This is a genomic window from Halostagnicola sp. A-GB9-2, from assembly GCF_030068615.1.
Classification (GTDB): Archaea; Halobacteriota; Halobacteria; order Halobacteriales; family Natrialbaceae; genus Halostagnicola.
Genome location: NZ_JASJOC010000001.1, coordinates 649,773 through 673,375, shown reverse-complemented (window position 1 = coordinate 673,375; position 23,603 = coordinate 649,773). Strand labels below are relative to the sequence as shown.

General features: G+C 62.2%; 22 protein-coding genes. 13 read left to right on the top strand and 9 right to left on the bottom strand.

Annotated features, from left to right (window positions below; all coding sequences use genetic code 11):
- The first annotated feature begins 255 nt into the window (after positions 1–255).
- From ppsA to metG, 4 genes are all read left to right on the top strand, one after another.
- Positions 256–2,670: a phosphoenolpyruvate synthase gene (gene ppsA / locus QNM96_RS03370; RefSeq protein ID WP_283834599.1), complete on the top strand. Its 2,415-nt coding sequence runs from the start codon at positions 256–258 to the stop codon at positions 2,668–2,670.
- 161 nt (positions 2,671–2,831) lie between these two features.
- Positions 2,832–3,953: a tyrosine decarboxylase MfnA gene (gene mfnA / locus QNM96_RS03365; protein ID WP_283834598.1), complete on the top strand. Its 1,122-nt coding sequence runs from the start codon at positions 2,832–2,834 to the stop codon at positions 3,951–3,953.
- Positions 3,954–4,047: 94 nt separating this feature from the next.
- Positions 4,048–4,374: a hypothetical protein gene (locus QNM96_RS03360; protein ID WP_283834597.1), complete on the top strand. Its 327-nt coding sequence runs from the start codon at positions 4,048–4,050 to the stop codon at positions 4,372–4,374.
- Positions 4,375–4,465: 91 nt separating this feature from the next.
- Positions 4,466–6,580 carry a methionine--tRNA ligase gene (metG, locus tag QNM96_RS03355; protein ID WP_283834596.1) on the top strand — a complete coding sequence of 705 codons (2,115 nt, stop codon included), beginning with the start codon at positions 4,466–4,468 and terminating at the stop codon, positions 6,578–6,580.
- Between the two features lie 64 nt (positions 6,581–6,644).
- Here the strand turns inward: metG and QNM96_RS03350 are convergent, their stop codons facing one another.
- Positions 6,645–8,897 carry a serine hydrolase domain-containing protein gene (locus QNM96_RS03350; protein WP_283834595.1) on the bottom strand — a complete coding sequence of 751 codons (2,253 nt, stop codon included), beginning with the start codon at positions 8,895–8,897 and terminating at the stop codon, positions 6,645–6,647.
- A 104-nt stretch (positions 8,898–9,001) separates the two neighbouring features.
- On the opposite strand from QNM96_RS03350, the gene QNM96_RS03345 reads away from it, so the two are divergent.
- Positions 9,002–9,940, top strand: coding sequence for a winged helix-turn-helix domain-containing protein (locus tag QNM96_RS03345; protein ID WP_283834594.1), 939 nt, complete (start codon positions 9,002–9,004; stop codon positions 9,938–9,940).
- 45 nt (positions 9,941–9,985) lie between these two features.
- Here QNM96_RS03345 and QNM96_RS03340 read toward each other — a convergent pair whose 3' ends face one another.
- Positions 9,986–10,273, bottom strand: coding sequence for a GYD domain-containing protein (locus tag QNM96_RS03340; RefSeq protein ID WP_283834593.1), 288 nt, complete (start codon positions 10,271–10,273; stop codon positions 9,986–9,988).
- 120 nt (positions 10,274–10,393) lie between these two features.
- Between QNM96_RS03340 and pyk the strand changes: the two genes are divergently transcribed.
- The 5 genes from pyk (at position 10,394) to QNM96_RS03315 (ending at position 15,360) form a co-directional block, all read left to right on the top strand.
- Positions 10,394–12,154: a pyruvate kinase gene (gene pyk / locus QNM96_RS03335; protein WP_283834592.1), complete on the top strand. Its 1,761-nt coding sequence runs from the start codon at positions 10,394–10,396 to the stop codon at positions 12,152–12,154.
- Between the two features lie 60 nt (positions 12,155–12,214).
- On the top strand, positions 12,215–12,748 hold the full coding sequence (locus tag QNM96_RS03330) for a hypothetical protein (RefSeq protein ID WP_283834591.1): 534 nt from the start codon (positions 12,215–12,217) through the stop codon (positions 12,746–12,748).
- A 45-nt stretch (positions 12,749–12,793) separates the two neighbouring features.
- Positions 12,794–13,453 (top strand): NfeD family protein, encoded by a 660-nt coding sequence (locus QNM96_RS03325; protein ID WP_283834590.1) that lies wholly within the window; start codon positions 12,794–12,796, stop codon positions 13,451–13,453.
- A gap of 71 nt (positions 13,454–13,524) precedes the next feature.
- Entirely contained in the window at positions 13,525–14,676 is a 1,152-nt protein-coding gene (locus QNM96_RS03320; RefSeq protein WP_283834589.1) for an SPFH domain-containing protein, read from the top strand.
- 66 nt (positions 14,677–14,742) lie between these two features.
- Entirely contained in the window at positions 14,743–15,360 is a 618-nt protein-coding gene (locus QNM96_RS03315) for an ArsR family transcriptional regulator (RefSeq protein ID WP_283834588.1), read from the top strand.
- 144 nt (positions 15,361–15,504) lie between these two features.
- On the opposite strand, the gene QNM96_RS03310 is transcribed toward QNM96_RS03315, so the two are convergent.
- From QNM96_RS03310 to yjjX, 3 genes are all read right to left on the bottom strand, one after another.
- Positions 15,505–16,170, bottom strand: a complete 666-nt coding sequence (locus QNM96_RS03310; RefSeq protein ID WP_283834587.1) for an HAD-IA family hydrolase — start codon at positions 16,168–16,170, stop codon at positions 15,505–15,507.
- 299 nt (positions 16,171–16,469) lie between these two features.
- Positions 16,470–16,703, bottom strand: a complete 234-nt coding sequence (locus QNM96_RS03305; RefSeq protein WP_283834586.1) for a hypothetical protein — start codon at positions 16,701–16,703, stop codon at positions 16,470–16,472.
- 251 nt (positions 16,704–16,954) lie between these two features.
- Positions 16,955–17,476 carry an inosine/xanthosine triphosphatase gene (gene yjjX, locus QNM96_RS03300; RefSeq protein WP_283834585.1) on the bottom strand — a complete coding sequence of 174 codons (522 nt, stop codon included), beginning with the start codon at positions 17,474–17,476 and terminating at the stop codon, positions 16,955–16,957.
- A 238-nt stretch (positions 17,477–17,714) separates the two neighbouring features.
- Here yjjX and QNM96_RS03295 point away from each other — a divergent pair, with 238 nt between their 5' ends.
- Positions 17,715–18,695: a transcription initiation factor IIB gene (locus QNM96_RS03295; RefSeq protein ID WP_283834584.1), complete on the top strand. Its 981-nt coding sequence runs from the start codon at positions 17,715–17,717 to the stop codon at positions 18,693–18,695.
- 153 nt (positions 18,696–18,848) lie between these two features.
- On the top strand, positions 18,849–19,262 hold the full coding sequence (locus QNM96_RS03290) for a zinc ribbon domain-containing protein (RefSeq protein WP_283834583.1): 414 nt from the start codon (positions 18,849–18,851) through the stop codon (positions 19,260–19,262).
- A gap of 36 nt (positions 19,263–19,298) precedes the next feature.
- On the opposite strand, the gene QNM96_RS03285 is transcribed toward QNM96_RS03290, so the two are convergent.
- A complete protein-coding gene (locus tag QNM96_RS03285; protein WP_283834582.1) occupies positions 19,299–20,477 on the bottom strand; it encodes a 3-dehydroquinate synthase II in 1,179 nt (392 codons plus the stop codon).
- Positions 20,478–20,622: 145 nt separating this feature from the next.
- Here QNM96_RS03285 and QNM96_RS03280 point away from each other — a divergent pair, with 145 nt between their 5' ends.
- Positions 20,623–21,291 (top strand): HAD family hydrolase, encoded by a 669-nt coding sequence (locus QNM96_RS03280; RefSeq protein ID WP_283834581.1) that lies wholly within the window; start codon positions 20,623–20,625, stop codon positions 21,289–21,291.
- A gap of 99 nt (positions 21,292–21,390) precedes the next feature.
- Here the strand turns inward: QNM96_RS03280 and QNM96_RS03275 are convergent, their stop codons facing one another.
- From QNM96_RS03275 to QNM96_RS03265, 3 genes are all read right to left on the bottom strand, one after another.
- Complete coding sequence (locus QNM96_RS03275; protein ID WP_283834580.1) at positions 21,391–22,020, bottom strand: hypothetical protein; 630 nt, start codon at positions 22,018–22,020, stop codon at positions 21,391–21,393.
- Positions 22,021–22,120: 100 nt separating this feature from the next.
- Complete coding sequence (locus QNM96_RS03270) at positions 22,121–22,681, bottom strand: SprT-like domain-containing protein (protein ID WP_283834579.1); 561 nt, start codon at positions 22,679–22,681, stop codon at positions 22,121–22,123.
- A gap of 120 nt (positions 22,682–22,801) precedes the next feature.
- The gene (locus QNM96_RS03265; protein WP_283834578.1) at positions 22,802–23,596 is read right to left on the bottom strand and encodes a 2-amino-3,7-dideoxy-D-threo-hept-6-ulosonate synthase; all 795 of its coding nucleotides are present in this window, start codon (positions 23,594–23,596) and stop codon (positions 22,802–22,804) included.
- Positions 23,597–23,603 lie beyond the last annotated feature (7 nt).

The following is a 23,603-nucleotide window of genomic DNA, read 5'->3' as shown; positions in this document are numbered from 1 at the left end:
GTAACTCGAGTTGTATAATCGCTGTGGGATACCAATCAGTTGACAGACCGATTGGAAGGGAATGACATGTAGCAAGCGCAAGCCCCCGAACTGTGCAAATGAGAACGGCATTCTCCGCCGAATCCGGAGTTACTACATACTGCCGCCAGGCACACACAGCGCCAGTCAGTGGAGATACTCATTCGAACCTGAGTAGTGACTGTGACAACGCGTTCGCAACCTTCTTTATCGGTAGCGCTGTCCACGCAACTAGAGATGGCTGTACTCTGGCTGGACGAGATCAGCGCCGACGACCTCGAGACGGTCGGCGGCAAAGGTGCTTCTCTCGGTGAACTTACGGGGGCGGGCTTACCGGTTCCACCGGGATTCGTCGTCACGGCAGGTACCTACAGATCGTTTATCGAAAACGCGGAAATCGACGAAGAGCTGTTCGAGGCCGTCGACGTCGACGTCGACGATTCGAGTGCACTCGCGGCCGCGGCGGACCGCGCACAGGAACTCATTCTCGAAACGCCGTTCCCCGAGGAGCTCAAAGAGGAGGTCCTCGAGGCCTACCGTAAGGTTGGGACGGACGGGTCGAGCCTGTCTGATCGCGAAACGTCGTCCCGCGAAGGCGATGCGTTCGTCGCCGTTCGGTCCTCGGCAACGGCGGAGGACTTACCCGACGCCTCCTTTGCGGGTCAGCAGGATACGTACCTGAACGTCACCGGCGAGGACCTGTTGGATCGCGTTCGCGAGTGCTGGGCCTCGCTGTTTACCCAGCGAGCGATTTACTACCGACAGGAGCAGGGATTCGACCACTCGGCGGTCAACATCGCGGTCGTCGTCCAGCGGATGGTCGACGCGGAGAAATCCGGCGTGATGTTCACCAGCCACCCCTCGACGGGCGATCCGACGATGATCATCGAAGCCGCGTGGGGGCTCGGCGAAGCGGTCGTGTCCGGTGCGGTTTCACCGGATAACTACGTTATCTCCCGAACCGAGGACGACATCGACGTCACCGTCGCCGAGAAGAAGGTCATGCACGTCAAAGACGAGGAGACCGGCGAGACGGTTGAACGCGACGTTCCGGAGGAAAAACGCACCGAACGAGTGCTCTCCGAAGACGAACTCTCTCGACTCGTCGAACTCGGCGAACACGTCGAAGACCACTACGACACACCACAGGACGTCGAATGGGCGATGACCGACGATGAGGACTTCATGCTCCAGTCCCGACCGATCACGACGATCGACGAGACCGACTCTGAGAGCGAGGTCGACGTATCCGGCGCTGGAGCCGCCGTCAACGCGGCGAAAGGCGTCACCGATGGAAGCGGCAGTGTCCAGTCCGCTGAGAGCGGATCCGGCACTGGGAGTTCATCGAGTGGAAGTGACGACACATCGGACGCCACTGGCGAGATTATCGTCGACGGACTCGGCTCGAGTCCCGGCACGGTAAGCGGCGCGGCGCAGGTCGTCACCAAGCTCGACGACCTCGCGAAAGTCGGCGAGGGCGACATTATCGTCACCGAGATGACGATGCCCGACATGGTCCCCGCGATGAAACGCGCCGCGGGGATCGTCACCGACGAAGGCGGAATGACCAGTCACGCCGCGATCGTCTCCCGAGAACTCGGCGTCCCTGCCATCGTCGGGACGACGAACGCGACGACAGTGCTCGAGGACGGACAGCTCGTCACCCTCGACGGGGACAAAGGAGCCGTCCTTGAGGGCGAGACGGTCGATCCCGAGGAGGAGACCGAACCCGTCGAGGAAGTTCGTCCGCAGTCGCCGGTCAAACCGATGACGGCGACGGAGGTCAAGGTCAACGTCTCGATCCCCGAAGCGGCCGAACGGGCCGCTGCGACGGGTGCCGACGGCGTCGGACTGCTCCGGACCGAGCACATGATCCTCTCGCTGAACCAGACGCCCGAAAAGTTCATCGAGGAGAACGGGACGGACGCCTACATCAAGGAGCTGATCCAGGGAATCCGAACCGTCGCCGACGAGTTCTACCCGCGACCCGTTCGCGTCCGAACGCTCGACGCACCGAGCGACGAGTTCCGACAGCTCGAAGGCGGCGAAGACGAGCCCGTCGAGCACAACCCGATGCTTGGCTACCGGGGCATCCGACGGAGCCTCGACCGAACCGAGGTCTTCGGCTACGAACTCGAGGCGTTCGCCCGGCTCTACGAGATGGGCTACGACAACGTCGAGATCATGCTCCCGCTGGTCAACGACGCCGAGGACGTCTACCGCGCGAAAGAGCAACTCAAAGCGACGGGAATCGATCCCGAGAAACGCAAGTGGGGCGTCATGATTGAAACCCCGGCTTCGGCACTGAGCGTCGAGGAGATGGCCGAAGCGGGCATCGACTTCGCCTCGTTTGGGACGAACGACCTCACCCAGTACACGCTCGCGGTGGATCGAAACAACGAGCACGTCGCCGACCGGTTCGACGAACTCCACCCCGCGATCTTGCAACTGCTCGAGGACGTCATCGAGACCTGCCGGGAACACGACGTGGAGACGAGCATCTGCGGTCAGGCCGGTTCGAAGCCGGACATGGTCCAGTTCCTCGTCAACGAGGGCGTCAGCTCGATTTCGGCGAACATCGACGCCGTGCGCGACGTCCAACACGAGGTCAAACGCGTCGAACAGAAGCTCTTGCTGGATTCGGTTCGCTAACTCGACTGCACGACCATCGACACGGTCATCACGCCTTCTCCTCTTCTCGACCGGTTTGCTTTCGAGTCTGAGTTCGAGCACCGGTGATTCGGTTTCAAGCCGAGTCAGCGGTTCTGTGCGGAAACGCAACGAATAAACCGAAGACCGTCATTAACGAGAGTATGCAGGTCGAGCCGCAGACGTTTGACCGGGTGCTTTCGTCGATGTGCACCGAGCCCCACCCGGACGCGCGTGCGGCGGCCGAACGGTTTCTCGCGACGAACCCCGGCGATCCGGGAACCTATCCCGCCGTCACCGATCTCGAGGAGGAGGCCATCTCGATGCTCGGTGAGATCGCCGGACTCTCCGATCCCGCAGGGTACGTCGCCAGCGGCGGAACCGAAGCGAACATTCAGGCGGTTCGCATCGCCCGCGACCGATTCGAGAGCCGAACCGACAGTCGAGCGCTGGACCGGACCGGGAACCCCACGCCGAACGTCGTCATGCCCGAATCGGGCCACTTCAGCTTTCAAAAAGCGGCGAACGTACTCGGCGTCGAGTTGCGGATCGTGCCGACTGATCGGGACCACCGAGCAGACCTCGAGGCCGTCCGCCACAGCGTCGACGAGGACACGGCGCTGGTGGTCGGCGTCGCGGGAACGACCGAGTACGGACGCGTCGACCCGATCCCGGAACTGGGCGAGATTGCACGATCGGTCGGTGCACTCTTTCACGTTGACGCGGCCTGGGGCGGATTCGTCCTTCCGTTTACCGACGACGAGTGGAACTTTTCTCACGCTCCGGTCGACACGATGGCCATCGACCCCCACAAGATGGGACAGGCCGCGGTCCCTGCCGGCGGGCTCCTCGCACGCGACGAGACGCTACTCGACGAACTTGCGATCGACACACCCTATCTCGAGTCGACTTCTCAGGCGACGCTGACGGGAACCAGATCGGGAGCCGGCGTCGCGAGCGCGGTCGCCGCGATGGAGGCGCTGTGGCCGGGCGGCTACCAGCGCCAGTACGCTCGTTCACAGCGCAACGCCGACTGGCTCGCCGATGCGCTCGTCGCGCGCGGCTTCGAGGTCGTCGACCCGACGCTGCCGCTGGTCGCCGCCGACGTCCCCGTCTCGACGTTCGACTCGCTCAGGCGAGAGGGGTGGCGCATCTCCCGAACGGCGACTGGCGAGATGCGCGTCGTCTGTATGCCCCACGTTACGCGGTCGATGCTTGAGTCGTTCGTCGCGGATCTGGATCGACTCCAGTGTCGCGCGAGCGTGCCCGTCGTAAGCGACGATTGAGGTGCTGTCGCTGTAATTCGGTATTTCGACTACTGCGCTGACGGATCGACACACGTTTTTCGGTCGACTCGAGAGGAACCACCAACGAGGAGCGATGGATCACTTCGACTGGATCGCGTTCGCGGGATTCGTGCTGTTGACAGTGAGTTCGCTCGCGCTCGAGGGGATCGTCGTCGCGGCCGCGTTCGCGGGGTTTTTGCTCTCGCTCGCCTCGTGGCGGCTCTACGACGGGCGGCCGTGGGAGGCCCTTGCCTGGCTCATTTTGGTCGGTTCCACACTCACAATAATCTTCGAACCCGGCGGCGTCGTCTTCGTCGCCGGCTTCTTCGGCCCAATGTTCGTCGGCGTCGGCCTGCTCTTTGCCAGTCGGCTCGAGTGGCTGCCGGATATCTGGACGGTAGACGAGCGCGCAACGGAATAGCGTTCGACGGCTCGGTGGGGTCTGGAAACGATTGACACGCCCACGAGCGAAAACCGGCGGGTTTTACGCCCTCGGTCGACTCAGCACACGTATGAGCCACGACGAGTTTCCGACGGACCAGCCAGCGGTGGTGACGTGTGGGTTGCCCTACGCCAACGGGGACCTACACGTCGGCCACCTGCGAACGTACGTGGGCGGCGATTCCTTCGCACGCACCCTCGAGACCCTCGGCCAGGAGACGGCCTACGTTTCCGGGTCGGACATGCACGGAACGCCGGTCGCCGTCAACGCCGAGCAACAGGGCGTCGACCCCGAGGACTTCGCCCTCGAGTGGCACGAGCAGTACGCCGAGACGTTTCCGAAGTTCAACGTCGAGTTCGATAACTACGGCCACACCCACGACGAGACGAACACGGAACTGACCCAGGAAATCGTCAAAACGCTCGAGGACGAGGGCCACATCTACGAAAAGGAGATTCAGGTAGCCTACGATCCCGTGGCCGACGATCACCTTCCAGACCGCTATGTCGAAGGGACCTGTCCATACTGCGGCGAGAAGGCCCGCGGGGACGAGTGCGACGAGGGCTGTCAGCGCCACCTCGAGCCGGGCGAAGTCGAGGATCCGAAGAGTACGATCACGGGCAACCCGGCCGAGTACCGCGAACGGACTCACAAGTTCTTCCGCGTCTCGGAGTTCTCGGAGTATCTCACCGAGTTCCTCGACGGCCTCGAGGGCACCTCGAACGCGCAGAATCAGCCGCGCCAGTGGATCGAGGAGGGCCTGCAGGACTGGTGTCTCACCCGCGATATGGACTGGGGGATCGATTATCCCGGCGAGGAAGAAGAGGACATCGTCCTCTACGTCTGGGTCGACGCGCCCGTCGAGTACGTCTCGAGCACCAAGCAGTACTCCGAGCGAGTCGGGAGCGACGAGTACGACTGGGAGCGCGTCTGGAAGGACGAGGGCGAAATCGTCCACGTCATCGGCCGGGATATCATCCAGCACCACACGATCTTCTGGCCAGCGATGCTCGAGGGGGCGAACTACAACGCGCCACGGGCGGTCGCCGCGACCGGCTTCATCACGATCAACGGCAAGGGGCTCTCGACGAGTCGAAATCGCGCCATCTGGGCGAAGGAGTACCTCGAGGAAGGGTTCCACCCCGATCTGCTGCGATACTACCTGATGACGACGGGGGGGCTCCAGCAGGACGTCGACTTCTCGTGGGACGCCTTCCAGGAGAAGGTAAACGGCGAACTCGTCGGCACGGTCGGCAACTTCTGGTACCGCAGCCTGCTCTTTGCCTACAGAAACTACGACGGAACCCCGGACGTGGGCGTCTCTCCGGACGTCGAGGATCGCATCGAGGGAGCCATCGGCGAGGTTCGCGAGGCCGTCAACGACTACTCCATCCGCGGGATCGGTCAGGCCGCCACGCGACTCGCGCAGTTCGGCAACGAGTACATCCAGCGCCACGAGCCCTGGAAGCTCACCGACGAGGAGCCCGAAAAGGCGGCGCAGGTCATCCGCGACTGCGTCCAGATCGCGAAAGCCGTCGGCGTCCTCATCGCGCCGATCACCCCCGACAAGGCCCAGGCGCTCTGGGAGCAACTCGGCGAGGACGGCGCCGTCGAAAACGCGCGAATCGAGGACGCGCTCGAGGCACCGCCGCGTCGCTTCGCGGAACCCGGCGAACTCTTCGAGAAGATCGAAGACGAGCGCGTCGACGAGTTGAACGAGAAACTCGCAGACCGCGTCGCCGCCGCGGGAGACGACGGTGACGACGAGGAGGACGCAGCCGAGGGAAGCGAGACGGCAGGCGACACCGACGACGACAGCGACAGCGACGACAACGACCCCGCGGGCGACCTCGAGCCCCTGCTCGAGGACCGAATCGGCTTCGGCGAGTTCCAGGATCTGGACATCCGCGTCGGGCGAATCGAGGTCGCCGAAGGCATCGAGGGTGCGGACGACCTCGCGCGACTCGAGGTCGATATCGGCTTCGAAAGCCGGCAGGTCGTCGCGGGCATCAAGCAGTTGCACGACCTCGAGGAACTGCCCGGCGAGAAGATCATCCTGCTGGCGAACATGGAGCCGGCGGAGCTGTTCGGGGTCGAATCCAACGGTATGATTCTCGCGGCGGGCGACGAGGCGGATCTGTTGACGACCCACGGCGACGCCGACATCGGCGAGAAGGTTCAGTAGCGGATCGCGAACGTTCGTCGCCTTGTTCGAGTTTTAAGTCGACTTCTTCCGAAGCGGAACCGTATCAGACGGGGAGGCGAACCATGTTCCAGTAGTACAACAGCCAGCAGAAGCCAGCCGCGGCACAGACGACGAGCGTGTAGTGGATTCGCGACCGTCGACTCCAGTACCCGTCTCGCCAGGCGATAATCGCGTAACACGCGGAAATCGCCGTTCCGGCGACGCCGAGAAGCGGGAACACGAACAACGCGGTAAACGCCAGCGGCGGATCGCTCAGTAGCGTGTACGGGTACAAAAGCAACAGGACGACGGTTCCGAGAACGAACCCGAACAGACACGCGATCGTCGTGCCGGCCGTCCAGCGACCCCACCGACGCGGATCCGTCAGAGTCCCCTTCTCGAGGGTCCGTTCGCTACTGCTCGAGGATCCAGCAGTCCCCGTCGGAGTCGTTTTCGCGCCGGGCGGTCCGATCGCATCCAGTTGTCCGGCGGATTCGGGTTCGGGATTTAGACTCGATGTGGAACGCGGTTCGTCGTCGCTCGAAGCGTGGCGCTCGCCCGAGGCTGGCGCTTCCATCGAAACGCGCTGTTCCGGTGGGATTCCACCGTCCTCGCCGTCGTCGCGAAGCCAGCGCCAGCCTCGAGCGAGCGGCCAGCCGACGGCGCCGGTGAGCATCCCGAGCGTCGTTGCGCCCGCGACGCCGGCGTGTAACGCGGTTGATTCGTGCCACGAGCGCCGCTCGAACGCGTGAAAGCCCAGGAAGAGGTATCGAATTTCGTCACCGTCTTCCCCGAAGGCCAGGAGTTCGTCGCCGTCTTCTTCCTGAAAAAGAAGCGGTTCGCGTTCGATCCACCGCGTCTCGTCGCCGAGGTCGGTCACGAGCGCCCCGTCGTCGGCGACGGACACGTCGATCGATCCGGCCTGTGCGACCGACCAGAACTTCGCGTACTCCGACTCCGCGACGTTGACGCCGCGATAGCTTCCCTCGAGTTCGTCGGCGTGCTCGGGGCGACCGTCGGGCTCCAGAGCCGCGGCTCCCGATGACTCCTCGAGCGGGAGGTACTCCTCGAGAAACGCATCGACGAAGTCGGCGCTCGCGCCGGCGGCGCTGTCGGTGTTATACGCGAGAAAGAGCCCGAGGTCGTGTTCGGGGGCGAGCAGGAGTCGGCTGTGGAACGAGCCCGGTATCTGACCGTTGTGTTCCAAGAGGCGGCTCTGGCCGCCGGAGGAATCGTCCTCGTCGCCGGAATCGCTGGCGGTGCCTCGAGAGCGCTCGAGAAGCCCGAACGCGATACCGTCGAGTTCCTCGTGGTGGGTGAACCACCGTTCGTGCATCTCCTCGACCGTCTCTTCCTCGAGAATTCGTTCGCCGTCGACGACCCCGCCGCCGAGGTGTGCGCGCACAAACGCCCCCATCTCCGTCGCAGTCGCGGCCATCGATCCGGCGGGCGCGAGCTCCAGGGACAGCTCCCGCGTTTCCTGGGGCGTTCCGCCGAGCGTGGTGTACCCCGTCGCGACGCTGGTATCGGATTCCTCGGGTACGGGCTGTTCGAACGTCGACGTATCCATCCCCGCCGGTTCGAAGATATTCTCCTCGACGTACTCTTCGAAGGGAGTTCCGGTTACGTCCGCGACGACCTGGGCCGCCAGTGCGGTCCCGTAGTTGGAGTAGGACGCGACCGTTCCAGGTGGCCGAACCAGTTCGGGTTGTTCCTCGATGAGAACTGTCGGAAGCGATCGGAGATCGTCGGGATCCCGAATCCACGTCCCCCCGAATCGCTGTTCGAATCCGGCCGTATGGGTGGCGAGGTGGGCCATCGTGATCGGCTCCCACTCCGTCTCGGGGATGGACACCGACTTGAGGTACGTGGTGATCGCTTCGTCCGGGTCGATTCGGTCGGCTTCGATCAGTTGCATCACCGCAGTCCAGACGATCGGTTTCGACACGGATCCGGTCACAAACCGCGTTTCGGCCGCGTCGACGGCCGGACCGTCGACCGACGCGTTTCCGTACCCCTCTGCGAGCACTATCTCGTCGTCGTGAACGACGGCGACGGACGCACCGACGACGTCGTGTTCCTCGAGGCTCGTTTGCATGGTTTCGTCGACGAAGGACTCGAGATCCTCGAGATCCTGCACCTCGAGTGAACGACTGCGATCGGGTTGCGGTTCGGTCGGGTCCGGTTCTTCCGATCGAGCCGACGAGCTCGTCTCGGATTCGGCGCGACCGTTTTGTGGAACACAGCCCGCGATCGATGCGGCTCCGAGAAGGGCGGATCCTGCGAGAACCCGCCGACGGGAACGTGGATTCGACATTGAACGAGTCGATTCGTTGTGATCCCGATGACATATGTGTTTGGAGCAATCATTTTCTCCCGAACGACGTTCGATCCACGTTCACTTCGCCCGACCGAGCAATCATGTCCAGACAGCACCGAAAGCGGGACAAACGACCCACCGACCCGTTCAAGCCGCTGGGAAACGAGACTCGTCTCGAGATCCTTCGAACGCTCTACGATCATCGCCAAACGGTCTCCGTTACCAGCGACCAGCTTCCGTATTCGACGCTTCGAGAGCGAGTCGGCGTCGAAGACAAGGGGAACTTCAACTACCATCTCAGACAGCTTCGCGAGCAGTTCATCGAGGAAGGTCCGGACGGATACCGGCTGACCTTCGCCGGCTTCGAAATCGCGAAGGTGATCGATATGGACGCCTGGCGGTCTCACGAGGAACGCGGGCCGGTTTCGCTCGCCAACGGTTACGGAGGCGACGGTGCTGAGGAGGCGGGTATGGTCGGTGTCGTCAGTGGCGAGACCGACAGCAACCACGATACGTCGCTGACGGCGGTGTACGAGGACAGCGTCGTCAAAATTCGGCGGGGAGAGGCGACCTTGTTCGCACACGCCGTTCGACCCGCCGGCGCAGCAGGTCGTGAAATGTCCGCCCTTCTCGAGGTCGCCTCGACGTTGTGGCGTCACACGATCGAGCAGATACTCGAGGGGATCTGCCCGTACTGTCACACCACGGTCGAACGATCGCTCACGATCGAATCGGACGGACCGTGGGAGTACTCGTTCGCGGCGAACTGCCCCGAATGCGGTTCGCTGGGTGGATCACACGTCGGCACTGCACTTCTCAATCACCCCGCGGTCGTCTCGTTCTACTGGGATCACGGCATCGACGTTCGCGACCGCCGGTTCTGGGAGTTCTCGTTCATCGGCGACGAGGCCGTTACCGTCCTCGACGAGGAACCGCTCGAGTTGCGAATCGACCTCGAACTCGACGGTGATCAGCTCGCGGTCGTCATCGATGACGACGTGTGCGTCGTCGACACCGACCGATCGGGTTCGCTCGTGTGATTCAGGGTGTCGGGGGCCATTATACCGCTCGGCGAACGATACCGCTCAGACCTCGTCGACGAGTTCCGCGAAGTCGTCCGTATCGATGATCTCCATCGTCTCTGCCTCGAGGCCGTGTCTCCGAAGCGTCAGCGCGGACTTGAACGCGCTCTCGCGGTCGGGTGCCTCGAAGATGACCAGGAAGTCGTGACTCCCGAGCATCGCGTAGGAGTCGACGATTTCGGCCTCGTGCTCGGTGAACTCGCCCTTGATTTCGCCCCAGATCGAGGCCAGTTCCTGGACGTTCTGTACGTCTCGGTCGGCGACGTCGACGAACGCGGTGTAACTGGGCATCATCGGGGTTACTTGACTACCGGGGAAAACGCTTTGGCCGAAACGCGTGTTCGAAAAAGATAGACTCGAGTTCGAGTAAGTCACCACAACTTTTTTGCGGTGCTCGCGCTACCTCCGGGCATGAGAAACGCAAAGATCGTCTGTACGCTCGGTCCGGCGACGAACGACCGGGCGACGATCGCCACGCTCGCGGACGCGGGAATGTCGGTAGCTCGACTCAACGCCAGCCACGGGACGCCGCAAGATCGATCCGATCTGATCGATCGCGTCCGAGCAGTCGACGAGGAGAAGGATCGCCCGGTGAGCGTCATGCTCGACATGAAAGGGCCGGAGATACGGACCGCCCCGCTACCGGAGAACGAAACCGTGACGCTCGAAGCGGGCTCGGAGATCCGGTTCGTCGAAGGCGACGCCGCAAACAGCGACGAAATCGGGCTCTCGCTGACGATCGATGCCGTCGAAGCGGGCGACCGAATCTTACTCGACGACGGCCTGATCGAGACAACCGCCCTCGAGCGCGATTCCGACGGGATACGGGCCCGCGTCGAGACCGGCGGGGAACTCGGCGGCCGGAAGGGCGTCAACGTTCCCGGCGTCGATCTCGGACTCGATATGGTCACCGGCAGCGACCGGGGCGACCTCGAATTGGCCGCGGAGAAGGAAGTCGACTTCGTGGCCGCGAGTTTCGTTCGCGACGCGGACGATGTCTACGAAGTCAACGAGGTACTCGAGAATCTGGGCGTCGATATTCCGATCATCTCGAAGATCGAACGCGTCGGTGCGGTCGAGAATCTCGAGGAGATCATCGAAGCCTCCTACGGCGTGATGGTCGCACGCGGCGACCTTGGCGTCGAGTGTCCGATGGAGGACGTCCCGATGATTCAAAAACGGATCATCCGGAAGTGTCGCGCGGCTGGCTGTCCGGTCATCACGGCGACGGAGATGCTCGATTCGATGGTCCACGCGCGTCGACCGACTCGAGCCGAGGCCTCCGACGTCGCAAATGCCGTCCTCGACGGCACCGACGCGGTCATGCTCTCAGCCGAAACCGCCGTCGGCGACTATCCGGTTGAGGTCGTCGAGACGATGGACAGCATTATCAGGGAAGTCGAATCCTCCGAGGAGTACGCGGAGGTCCTCGAGCAACGGGTCCCGACGGCCGGAGATGCTCGAACCGACGCGCTGGCCCGGTCGGCACGATTTCTCGCGCGCGACATCGGTGCCGATGCGATCGTCGCGGCGACCGAATCCGGCTACACCGCGCTCAAGACGGCGAAGTACCGTCCCGGGGTTCCGGTCGTCGCGTCCACACCGAGTCACGAAGTCCGCCGGAAGCTCGCGCTCTCGTGGGGCGTCACCCCGCTGTACGCTAGTGTCTCGGATCAAGGGGCTGACGCGGTGGTCGAACGGGCGGTGCAGGCGGCACTCGATGCGGGCGTCGCCGACAGCGGCGATACCGTGGTCGTCCTCTGTGGAATGATGACCGAACTCGAGGGAGCCAACACGACCAACATGCTGAAGGTCCACGTCGCCGCCGACGCGCTCGCGACGGGGCGGGTAGTCGTCGACGGACGGGTTTCCGGCCCGCTCACCCCGCTTTCGGACGGCGACCTCTCGACGGTACCCGACGGAGCGATTCTCGCGATCGACTCCGAGTTCGCCGACGAGTTCTCCGGCGATCTCGAGAAGATCGGCGGGATCGTCGACGCAAGCCCGGGGATGACCGGCTATCCCTCCCTCGTCGCTCGAGAGATGGACATTCCGATGGTCAGCAATGCGGACCTGACCGAAATCGAAACCGGAATGACGGTCACGATCGACGCCGAGCGCGGGGTCGTGTTCCAGGGTGCGGTCAGAGGCCGGACCGACCGACCGAATTGAGGCGTTTCGAGCTGGCGACGAGTACCGCGGATTTTTGTCGGCGGGGGTTCTAACACGGATATGACTGAAGACCCGTCCGGACCCAAGTCGGACGACGAACCCGCCGGCGGGAACGGGGACGAGGAAGGCGGCGTCTCGTCTCGAGATGAGACGAACCCCGAACGAGATCCGTTCGACGAGACGTTCATCGTCAAAGAGGCCGAAGAAACCGACTCGCAAGCGGAAACCGAAGACGAATCGTCGACGGTCGGCAACTCGTGGCTCGATGAGTCACCAATCGAGGAGGCGGATTCAACTGGCGAGAGGATATCCGACGAAAGACGAAACGACCGGACCTCCGGCTCGGGCGACGAGCAGTCCGACGAGGATTGGGGACGGATTCCGATCGACCTTGGACGCGAGGACGACGGAGCCGCGGAGTCTCCGGACGCCGACGCTGAATCTGTGGATGAAGACGATCCACATCGGCCGGAACCGAGTTCGACGCCGGTCGTTCCCGGCGATCCGAGCCTCGAGGGTGCAGTGTTCGTCGTGCTCGGTGCGGTCGCGATGATTCTGGTGATGTTCCGACTCGCCTCGGTGATGATCGCCTGAGCGGGGCAGTAAACATTTAATCGGGGCGAGACCTTAGCAACACGCATGGTGGAATCCCTCCTCACTAATATCCCGCTGTTGTTGTTCGCGGCGGGCCTCGTCATGATGGTTCTCGAGGCCCTCTCGCCAGGTGCACATCTCATTGTCATCGGTGTCGCACTGGCTGGTGCCGGACTCATCGGGTTGTTGGTCCCGGGCGGACTCGATACGATCGTCCTTGCAGGATTGACGTTGGCAATCGGTACGGTCGCGGCCTACGCCTACCGCGAGTTCGACTTCTACGGCGGGAAGGGAACCGCGCAGACGAGCGATTCCTCCTCGCTTGCGGGAGCGACGGGATACGCGACCGAGAAGATAACGGCTCGCAGCGGCGAAGTCAAACTCGACAGCGGTGGATTCGCCCCGTTTTACAGCGCTCGAACGACCAGCGGCACCATCGAGGAAGGCGAAGAGATCATGGTTCTCGATCCGGGCGGTGGGAACGTGCTGATGGTCGAAGCCGTCGGCGCGATCGAGGCGGACGAAATCGACCGCGCGCTCGCTCGCGGTGAAACGGCAGACGAAGCGGACGAACAGGCGTCCGAATCTCCCGGAACGGATTCCGACAGCGGAACGGACGCAATTGAGATGGACGACCTCGATGAGGCCGAGGACGAATCCGAGGTCAATGCCGACGATTCGATGACGGAAACGGAGTCGAACTGAGGTCGACAGGTCACCGGATATGTTGTTCTGACAAGGGAACGCTTTTTAGCTCACCGACGTAAGGTCATTCTATGCTTCCGGAACTTATCCCGCTGCAAGGAGTAGCCAGTGTCGGGCTATTGATCGGTGCCCTCGTACTCGTTGTGGTACTCGCTGCACTCCTCAGTGCCGTCGAAATCGTCGACGCGTACGAAAAACGTGCGCTGACGGTCTTCGGTGAATACCGCAAACTCCTCGAGCCAGGTATCAACATCATTCCGCCGTTCGTTTCGCGGACGTACCGGTTCGATATGCGGACACAGACCCTCGACGTGCCACGCCAGGAAGCGATCACGCGCGACAACTCGCCCGTGACCGCAGACGCCGTCGTCTACATTAAAGTGATGGACGCGAAGAAGGCGTTCCTCGAGGTCGACGACTACAAGAAGGCAACCTCCAACCTCGCCCAGACGACCCTCCGTGCCGTGCTGGGTGACATGGAACTCGACGACACGCTCAACAAACGCCAGGAGATCAACGCAAAGATCCGAACCGAACTCGACGAACCCACAGACGAGTGGGGGATCCGCGTCGAGAGCGTCGAAGTCCGTGAAGTTAACCCGTCCAAAGACGTCCAGCGTGCGATGGAACAACAGACCTCCGCCGAGCGGAAACGCCGTGCCATGATTCTCGAGGCACAGGGTGAACGCCGGAGTGAAGTTGAGAAGGCAGAAGGTGACAAACAGAGCCAGATCATCCGCGCCCAGGGTGAAAAGCAGAGCCAGATCCTCGAGGCCCAGGGTGACTCGATCTCGACCGTCCTCCGCGCTCGCTCGGCCGAATCCATGGGCGAACGCGCCGTCATCGATAAGGGCATGGACGCCCTGACCGAGATGGGCCAGAGCGAGTCCACGACGTTCGTCCTGCCCCAGGAGCTTACCTCGATGGTCGGGCGCTACGGCAAACACCTCTCTGGTAGCGATGTCGAAGGCGACGGTGCGGAACTCGAGAGCCTCGAATTTGATGAGGAGACCCGCGAACTGATCGGCCTCGACGACATCGCCGAAATCATCGGCGAGATCGACGAGGAAGCCGAGATGGACCTAGAGGAGATGGAAAAACAGGCCCGGGCCATTAAGGAGGGCAAAGACGCCGGCACGATCACTGATCCGGACGACGTTATCGAAGATATGGACCAGTCTTTCGAGGGTGACACACAGCCCGAGCCGGACGCCGACTCATAGGATTCAGTGAACAACGCGGAGCGAAACTCGTTTTACGATTCGCCCCGTTCCAATTGATAGATAGTTATGACATCACCCGATGGGGTCGACGAAGAAAAGCGATCGACCCTGCGCCGGTTTGCCGCTGTCGGTGCCGCGTCCCCACTCGCCGGGTTTTCGGCGTCGGCCGCCGCAGACACCGGCGAAAGTGATGCTCGTGACGCGATCGCTGGCTACCTCTCGACGACGCCCGGTGCACACTTTTCGAAAATTCGTGATGACCTACAGCTCGGCACGGGAGAGACCCAGCACCACCTCAGACGCCTCGAGGAACTCGATGCGGTCGAGCAGTACAGCGACGGCGATTACAAGCGGTTCGTGCTCACGGGTCGGTTCGACGAGTTCGAAAAGAACGCCCTCGGCTATTTGCGCCGCGGAACGTCCCGAGGCATGTTGATCGAATTGCTTCGAGATCCGGACGCAACCGCCGGCGACCTCGCCGACGCCCTCGAGGTTTCCCCGCCGACCGTAAGCAAGTACGCGGGCAAACTCGAGGAAGCCGGGCTCTTGTCTCGAGAGGACGGTTACACCGTTGAACGGCCGACGACCGTTCTGTTGTTGCTCGTGCGACACGCCGACTCCTTTGGCGAACGGGCGACGACGCTCGCCCGCGAGTCCGACGGACTGCTCACTTACGACGGCTGAGCCCTCGCCAACGAGGGTGAGCGCTCGTTGGCCCCGCGGCTGACTCCTCTTCGTCGGCGGCTGAACGCACGGCCGTCGCAAAGTTTCTTCTCTCGACGCGGATTGCTCTCACTGTTACAGTTTACCCGAAGCGATTAGTTGATATCATTGTGAGTTACTGGCCTCGAGTAAGTCGAGCAGTTCCGTAAGCGAGTCGAGTTCGTATGTCGGCTCGGACGGAAGTTCGGTCGAGCGGTTATGGGGGCGTCGAACGAACGCGGTCTCGAGACCGGCGTTGTATCCGGCGATGATGTCGACGCCAGAGTCTCCGACGTAGAGTCCGGCGTCGACGCAAAGTTCGTCGAGGGTCGCCTCGAGATAGGCGGGGTTCGGTTTTCGTCGTCGGTAGCCGTCCATCGATGGATCGCGACCGCGGACGGTCTCGAATCCGAACTCGAAGTGTTCCTCGACGAATTCGGCCGTTCTGTGGCGGTTGTTCGTCACGAGAGCGATCGTCGTTCGGTTGGCGAGCTCGTACAGCGCCTCGATGTCATTGTACGCGTCACGTTTACCGGTTCGAACCCGTTCGTGGGTCAGTGCGGACGCGCGGTCGTCTCTCAGTTTCCAGAATTCGTCGGGATCGATTCCGTGCGCGGCCGCGCGATCAGCGATGACGCCGGTATCGAATCTGCGAAAATCCTCGCGCTGTTCGGGACTCGGATCGACATCGAGTTCGGCCAGTGCGTACTCCGTCGCATCGGCGTAGACCTGCGGGTCGGTTCGCGGTCCCTCGAGGATGATGCCGTCCATGTCGAAGAGGATCGCTTCCATCGTTCGGCTAGTCGTCGTACCGGGTCAAGTGCTATTCGGAGACGGAAACGTACTGTTTCGTGCGGTAATACTCACATACATTGAGAGAAGCGGACGAATCGAAGGAAAACCGAGTCGATCGGAGACAGACGGGGTGGGAACGAAGGTATGACGCCGAACGAAGAGATGAGAACGAGCGACGACGAGACGCTAAACGAGACGAGAACGAGGTCTCTCTATCGGTGACGAAAACATTTTTCCAACATGTTTCAGCTACGATGCTACGAAATCGCAGGCACGGGTCGCCGTCGTAAGGTGGCTCAGACGTTGACTTTCCAGGTCGTACTCGAGGAGTAGCCCCACTTCTCGATATCGACATCGTATTCGCTGTTCTGAAGGGCTGTGATGTTCGAGCCGACCTCTTTGGCAGTCATGCCGAGCTCCTTGCCGATCAGTCGCGATTTAAAGTAGGTCTTCGTTGCGGCGTTTTCTCGAAGATACTGCAGGATCTGTCGCTGTTTGCTCGTGAGGTCAGAACCTATTGCAGTGCTCATACGTATGGGGATGCCAGCTTCGGCCTTATGGGGTTTGGTACGTCCAGTTAATGAGCCGCTGTCTGGTGATTTTCGGGGCCGGTAATGGATGAATAATCTGATAGAAAGGGCTTGTTGGTACGGCCGGTTAATACATTCCATCGAGCGACTCTCAGAAAATCGTGAAGGGGGAGAATCATATGATGGCCGTCGGCCGTCTGTCACGCGATCCGAACTGCATGGCCCTGCGTAGCTCCTCCCGGACCGGTCACTTAATCGCTCTCGTAGTGGGTCGTAACGAACGGACCGAACGCGCATGCGACGGCTTCGGCGAGCGCCTGCGTTCGGGATGTCAGCCCGCTCGTCAGCGCGCCGGCCGCCCCTTCGGCTTCGGCGATGTTCTCCGTTCCGAGTCGCTCGTCCATTACGGGCCCGAGCTCTGCACCCTCCTCGAGGCGGTCGCCGACTGAGTCGGGTAACCGAAGCGACGGCCCGCTGGCGACTTCGATCCGTTCGCCGTCGGTAACGCTCGCCCACATAATGAGTCGGACGCCGGGGGCTTGCTCGAGGCGCGCGACGCCTCCCTCCAGCCCGACACCGTAGTCCGCGTTGGTCGCCTCGAGCGCGCGCCGAGCCCGATTTTTCGCGCCGGTTACCGTCTCCTCGATAGACGATGGCTGTTCGCTGACGCCGGAATCGACGGCGACAGCGGTGACTGAGCCGTCGAACTCCGCGACGATACGTTCGACGGCGCGTTTCTTGACGGGATTCGTACTCCCAACGACGACGTCCATATCGAAGACGGGACGCGTGAGGATAGTGTAGTTTGCTTTTTGGCCGCGTTCGTTGCTCGTCGAATTCGAAGCTGATTTGAATGTTTTGATAATTCATACCACTTCCGACGAATTACCTGTTTTCGAGCGTTGTGAGGGCACGATTCCGAAACCCTTATCCCCCGAGTCTAAGAACGAGAAAGGTAACGAATCAGTCCGGCTTTTCCGTGTCGTTTCGCCGGGCAGTATCCGCCATCGTATGACCAACGCAACATCAAACACGAGAGTACGTCGTAGCGAACAAGAAACAACCGAAGAGACCGAAGAGACGGAGCAGAGCGACCTTGACTGTCCCGAGTGTACGGGCAATCTCGTCGTCGACGACGAACACGGAGAAACGGTCTGTGAAGACTGTGGACTCGTCGTTGAGGAGGACTCGGTCGACCGCGGTCCGGAGTGGCGCGCCTTCGACGCCGCCGAGAAAAACAAGAAGTCCCGCGTCGGTGCACCCACGACCAACACCATGCACGACAAGGGACTTTCGACGAACATCGACTGGCGTAACAAAGACGCCTACGGCAACTCGCTTGGCTCCCGACAGCGCGAGAAGATGCAACGCCTGCGCAAGTGGAACGAGCGGTTCCGGACCCGTGACTCCAAAGAGCGGAACCTGAAACAGGCCCTCGGCGAAATCGATCGGATGGCCTCCGCGCTCGGCCTTCCGACGAACGTCCGCGAAACTGCGTCGGTTATCTACCGCCGCGCGCTCAACGAGGACCTCCTCCCCGGCCGCTCCATCGAGGGCGTTTCGACGGCGTGTGTCTACGCCGCCGCGCGTCAGGCGGGCGTCCCCCGAAGCCTCGACGAGATCGCCGACGTCAGCCGCGTCGAGAAAAACGAAATCGCACGCACGTACCGCTACGTCGTCCGGGAACTCGGTCTCGAGGTCCAGCCGGCCGATCCCGAGAGCTACGTCCCGCGGTTCGCGTCGGGACTCGACCTCTCGGACGAGGCCGAACACCGCGCGCGGAGCCTGCTCCAGAACGCCAAGGAGAAGGGCGTTCACTCGGGCAAGTCGCCGGTCGGCCTCGCGGCCGCCGCCGTTTACGCTGCCGCACTGCTCACGAACGAGAAGACGACCCAGGCGGCCGTCAGCGACGTGGCGGACATCTCCGAAGTGACGATCCGAAACCGATACCACGAACTGCTCGAGGCAGAAGAAACCCTCGGCGCAGCATAAGTTCCGAGAACGGTCGTTTTTGCTGTTGTTTTCACTGACAGTACCGACAGCGACGGATACCGTTCGATGGTGAGCACTCCTCTCTTAGAAATTGTCCCGCTGCGACGAAACCGGAACGTTAAGTGGCCGTCACCCCGAGAACAACCCACAGTCATGACCTGGATCCGTGCGATATCCGCTGCGATCCTGTCGGTTATTCTGCCTGGAGCGGGACACGCCATGCTTCGCGATTGGGCGCGGGCGCTCCTGTTCGGCGGCTTGTTCGCGCTCGGAATTTACTTCTTCGTCCCGACGGGGGATATGATGGCCGCCGAGTCGATGACGGAGATGGTCGAGACAATGAACGCGGAAACGAGCACGGTGAACCAGTTCTTCCTGATGTTTATCGTCCTCTTCGCCGCCATCGACTCGACGTTTCGCGCGCTCGGGTTTCCGCCGAACGGCTCGCAGGATACCGACGGACCGACCTGTCCCAGCTGTGGAAAGGAACTCGACGACGACCTCACGTTCTGTCACTGGTGTACGACGCGACTCGAGACGCCCGAAGAAGACACTGAAACGATTTAGAAGAAGCTCGATTCGACCCAAACCGGTCGTTGGCAGCTACTTTTCGATGATGCTCTCTTCGACGGCTTCGCCGAAGTGGCGCGCGGTATCCTCGTAGTACAGGAGTAGTTCATCTCCTGTCTCGAGATCCGTCACGGCCGTTCGTCCGTCCGCGGTCGGGACCTTGATCGTCTCTGCGTTCTGTAACAGCGTCTCGATCCGGTCGCCGTCGTCGGTCTCGAGGGCGATTCGGAACATCGGCCGTTTCTCGATTTTGACGCGGCCGACGATGGCCTCGCGCGTGTTCCCCTCCAGGTCGACGAGTTGGACCTCATCGCCGCTCTGGAGTTCCGAGAGGTACTTGGTACCGCCGTCGGGCGTCCGAACGTAGGCGTGGACCGCACCGGCGTTGACTCTAAACGGACGAGAGGCGACGTAGGGCGATTTGGCGGTTTCCGCGTGGACGAACACCAATCCGCGACTCATCGAGCCGACGAGCATTCCCTCATCGTGCTCGAGTAAGCTTCCGGTATCGACGCAGACTCGATCCGCGCTCCCGACCTGCTCGATGTCACGTACTTCGGCGTACTGCAGGTCCAGATTTTCGCGTTCGGCTTCGTCGCGAACCTCGACGGTGCGTCGGATCTCGTCGGGATCGTCCGAGTCGAGCAGGACGGCGTCAGCGCCGATCTCGAGCGTTTCGAAGGCTGTCTTGGCCTCGTCGGCGTTCGTGACGCCCGCGACGAGGGTCGTCTCCTCGCCGATCCTGGCGATCAGGTTCTCCAGCGGGATGATCGTCCAGTCTTCGCCGGCGACGATGGTGTACTCTGCTTCTGCCGCGGCCGATTCCGCGAACGTCTCGTACTCTTTCCCAAGGATGCGGACGTACGAGCCCCAGTCGACGTTGCCGTCTCGCCGGAGCGTCGAGAGATCCGCCGAGCCCGAGAAGTCGTTGGGGAGGTCGACGGTGCCGTCGCCCTCGCCTTCCTTCCCGACGACGACCGTATCCGGCTGTGCGGTCGTCTCCTCGTTTTCAGCGTTGTCGATGAGCGTCACGTCGCCGTCGGTTCGAAACGCCGCGACGTTGATATCGCCGAGTTCACGCACGCGTTCGATATCCTCTTCGTCGACCAGTACCCAGTCTGCGCCGGCCTCGAGTGCGGTTGTGATCCGCGCTCTGCGCTCGTCCCAATCGCCGACAGTATCGTCGGCTTTTATCCAGACAGCTCTCGTCATAACTCGACCCTCGAAGGGGAGTGGCTTGAACGTGGCGGATTCGTCAGTCGTCGCCGGAGTCCTTCGTGTCTTTGCGTTTGCCCTCTCAGACTGTCGCTCGCTCTGGGCGAAAGGTTCAGGGTGCTAACGCCACTATACCGGACAGATGTCGTACGACGCGATCTGTTTCGATCTCGATAGCACCCTCTGCGAGCCGATCGAAGACCGCCAAGCCCTCCTCGAGACCACCTTCGACCGAGCCGGCGTCGAGCAGTTTTGCAACACCGCTCAGCTTCGCTACGCCTCACGTGATCTCCCAACGGCCGATACCGACCGGCAGTTCTTCGAACATCTCTTTTCCGAAGCCGCCGATCGGGCCGGCGTCGATCCGTCCGTCGCACCCGACCTCGCGACCGCCTACCTCGAGACGATCGATCCCGCACGGGTTCGCTTTCGCTCGGGCGCGGAGGCGGCGCTCGAACTCGCGGCCGAACTGGGACCGGTCGGACTGATCACCAACGGGGGCGAGGAGACCCAGAGCAAAAAGCTCGAGACGCTCGGACTCACCGACGCCTTCGACGCGGCGGTGTTCGTCGACCCCAAAAACGGCGTGCCGCCGAAACCGGATTCGACGCCGTTCGAATTGGCTCTCTCCACGCTCGAGGTTGACCCGAGCGAGACGGTCCACATCGGGGACAACCTCCACGCGGACATCGCCGGCGCGAACGCGATGGGAATGGATTCGGCGTGGATCAACCTCGGTCACGGAACCGAGGTCGAACATGAACCGACCTACGAGTTGACGTCGCTCGAGGAGTTCGAGTCGATCGTCTAATAATAGTATTTTTCACCGCTGCAAGGGCTACTCCGAAACGGAACCAACGAACATCCGGCCGGTTGTATCGTTGTTACAGGGCAGGAAGATGCCGTCTGTTCACAACTCAGGAAGATGCCGTCTGTTCACGACAACCCGGTTTTTGCTCCGGTCGGTGGCCCGCTTGATCCGCGTGAGTATCCCCGCGGCCGCGGCGATGTTCTCGGGGAGTTCGAACGGATCGTGCCCTAGTTCGTCGCGTTTTCGACAGACCTGCAGGAACGCCGCGAACGCCGACTCGGTCTCGAGGGGTAAGTAGACGATTTCGACGGCGGAGCCGTCCGTTGCACCCGTGCTATTCCTCTCGCTTGCGTCGTCAGTCTCGTCTGCTCCGGCGTCACTCTCCTCGCCGTACACGATCTCCTGCCAGCTCTCGAGGATGGGTTCGACGGTTCGTCGCGGCGCTTCCATTCGTTCGGTCCACGTCTCCGCGTCGAGCGAGTCGTCCTCGAGGACGGCATCGAGCGACTCCTCGAGTGACTCCTTGCCGTCGGTTACGTACGCTGTCTCGCGTTCGAGTTCGACCAGGTCGGCGAAGGCGTCAAATTCGGCCCGCTGGATCGGGACGGCGTAGGCGATGTCGTGACTCTCCGCAGAGACGGTATAGGTCACGTCGTATCGATGGCTCGAAAACTTCGCCCGACCGTCGCCGTCGCCAACCTGCCCGAACATCGTCTCGAGTACTCCCATACTCGGACGAGGTGAACGGGGAAATAAAGTCTTGTGAGAACCGTTTTGCCTGCTCTCTCTCGAACTCTCGTTCAACCCGCCCAGATCCCGTCCCAACTGGCTACCACTCTTCCTCGAGAGCGGCCTTCGTCCCGCCGTAGCCACTCGCACACTGCCAGGTTCGGCCGCTCTCTGTGTGTTCGACCTCGTAATCGCTCCCGCACTCGCCGCAGCGATAGCTTTCCGGGGCTTTCACGGGTCTTGACGCGCGGTGTCTGTGGGCCTGCCAGTCACAACTTTCTGCCAGACACCGAATCACGTACCGCGGCTCGGAGAACGTCTCGCAGTGGCGGGGCGCGTCGAGTTCGGCGGCCCGCTTTCGAAACCGCTGTCCGTGACCGGACTCGCCGAACTGCTGGAACTCCCAGGCGTGGACGAGTTCGTGTCGAACGACGGCCGCGAACGACTCCCAGTCGTAGCTCTCGTAGGCACGACGGGTGAGGACGATCGTCGCGACCTCGCGCCGGCGGTCCCAGCGACAGGCACCCGCTCGGCGGCGCGCTCGCGTTGAGACTTCCCATTCGACCGCCTCGAGGTCGACATCGATATCGACGTCTCTGGCGTGGATTCGCGCCCGTGCGAGTAGCTCGTCGTCTACCGTCAACGCCTCCTCGTCGGTCACGACCGGGGCAGACGAACGGAATTACCGTAGTGATTTCGGTCCCGACACTGCTCATGCGGCCCGCTCGAGGATAATTGAGACGCATTCGGGAGAAATAATAATCGAAACGCGGATAAGAACTCAGACTTCGAGTGCGAGTCCGGCTCGCTCGAGTGCGTCGTCGACCGAAAGATCGTCGTGGACGACGCCTGCGACGGCCGTCGCGATCCCTTCGGGGTCCTCGTGCTGGAAGATCGAGCGGCCCATCGAGATGCCCGCCCCGCCGGCGTCCATCGCGCCCCGGACCATTCCGATCGTCTCGCGGTCGGTTCCCTTCGAGCCGCCGGCGATGACGACCGGGAGTCGGGTCGATTCACAGACGTGTTCGAAGCTGTCGGCGTCGCCGCTGTAGCCGGTTTTGACGATATCTGCACCGACTTCTTCGGCGAGACGCACCGCGTGGCCGAGCGCTTCGGGGTCCGCGCCGTCGACGTCCGGTCCGCGAGCGTAGGCCATCGCAAGAACGGGGATTCCGTAGCGAGCGGCCTCGGAGGTTACTTCCGAGAGCTGGGTGATCTGATCGGGTTCGTGGTTCGAGCCGACGTTAATATGGAAAGAGACGGCATCGGCGCCGACGCGGATCGCGTCCTCGACGGTTCCGGTGAGTCGCTTGTCGTTCGAATCCGGACCGATCGAGGTCGAGGCGTTGAGGTGGACGATGTAGCCTCGTTCGTTTTTATTCTCGTGAACGCGAGGAGCGATCCCCTTCTGGGTCAGGACGGCGTCTGCGCCGCCCCGTGTCACCGCGTCGATGGTCGATTCGATATCTTTGAGGCCCGTTACCGGGCCCAGTGTGATTCCGTGGTCCATCGGAACGATGACGTAGTTGCCATCCGTCCCGATTCTGTCGAGTCGCGCGTCAGTTCCGGTAGTCATTGTGGGG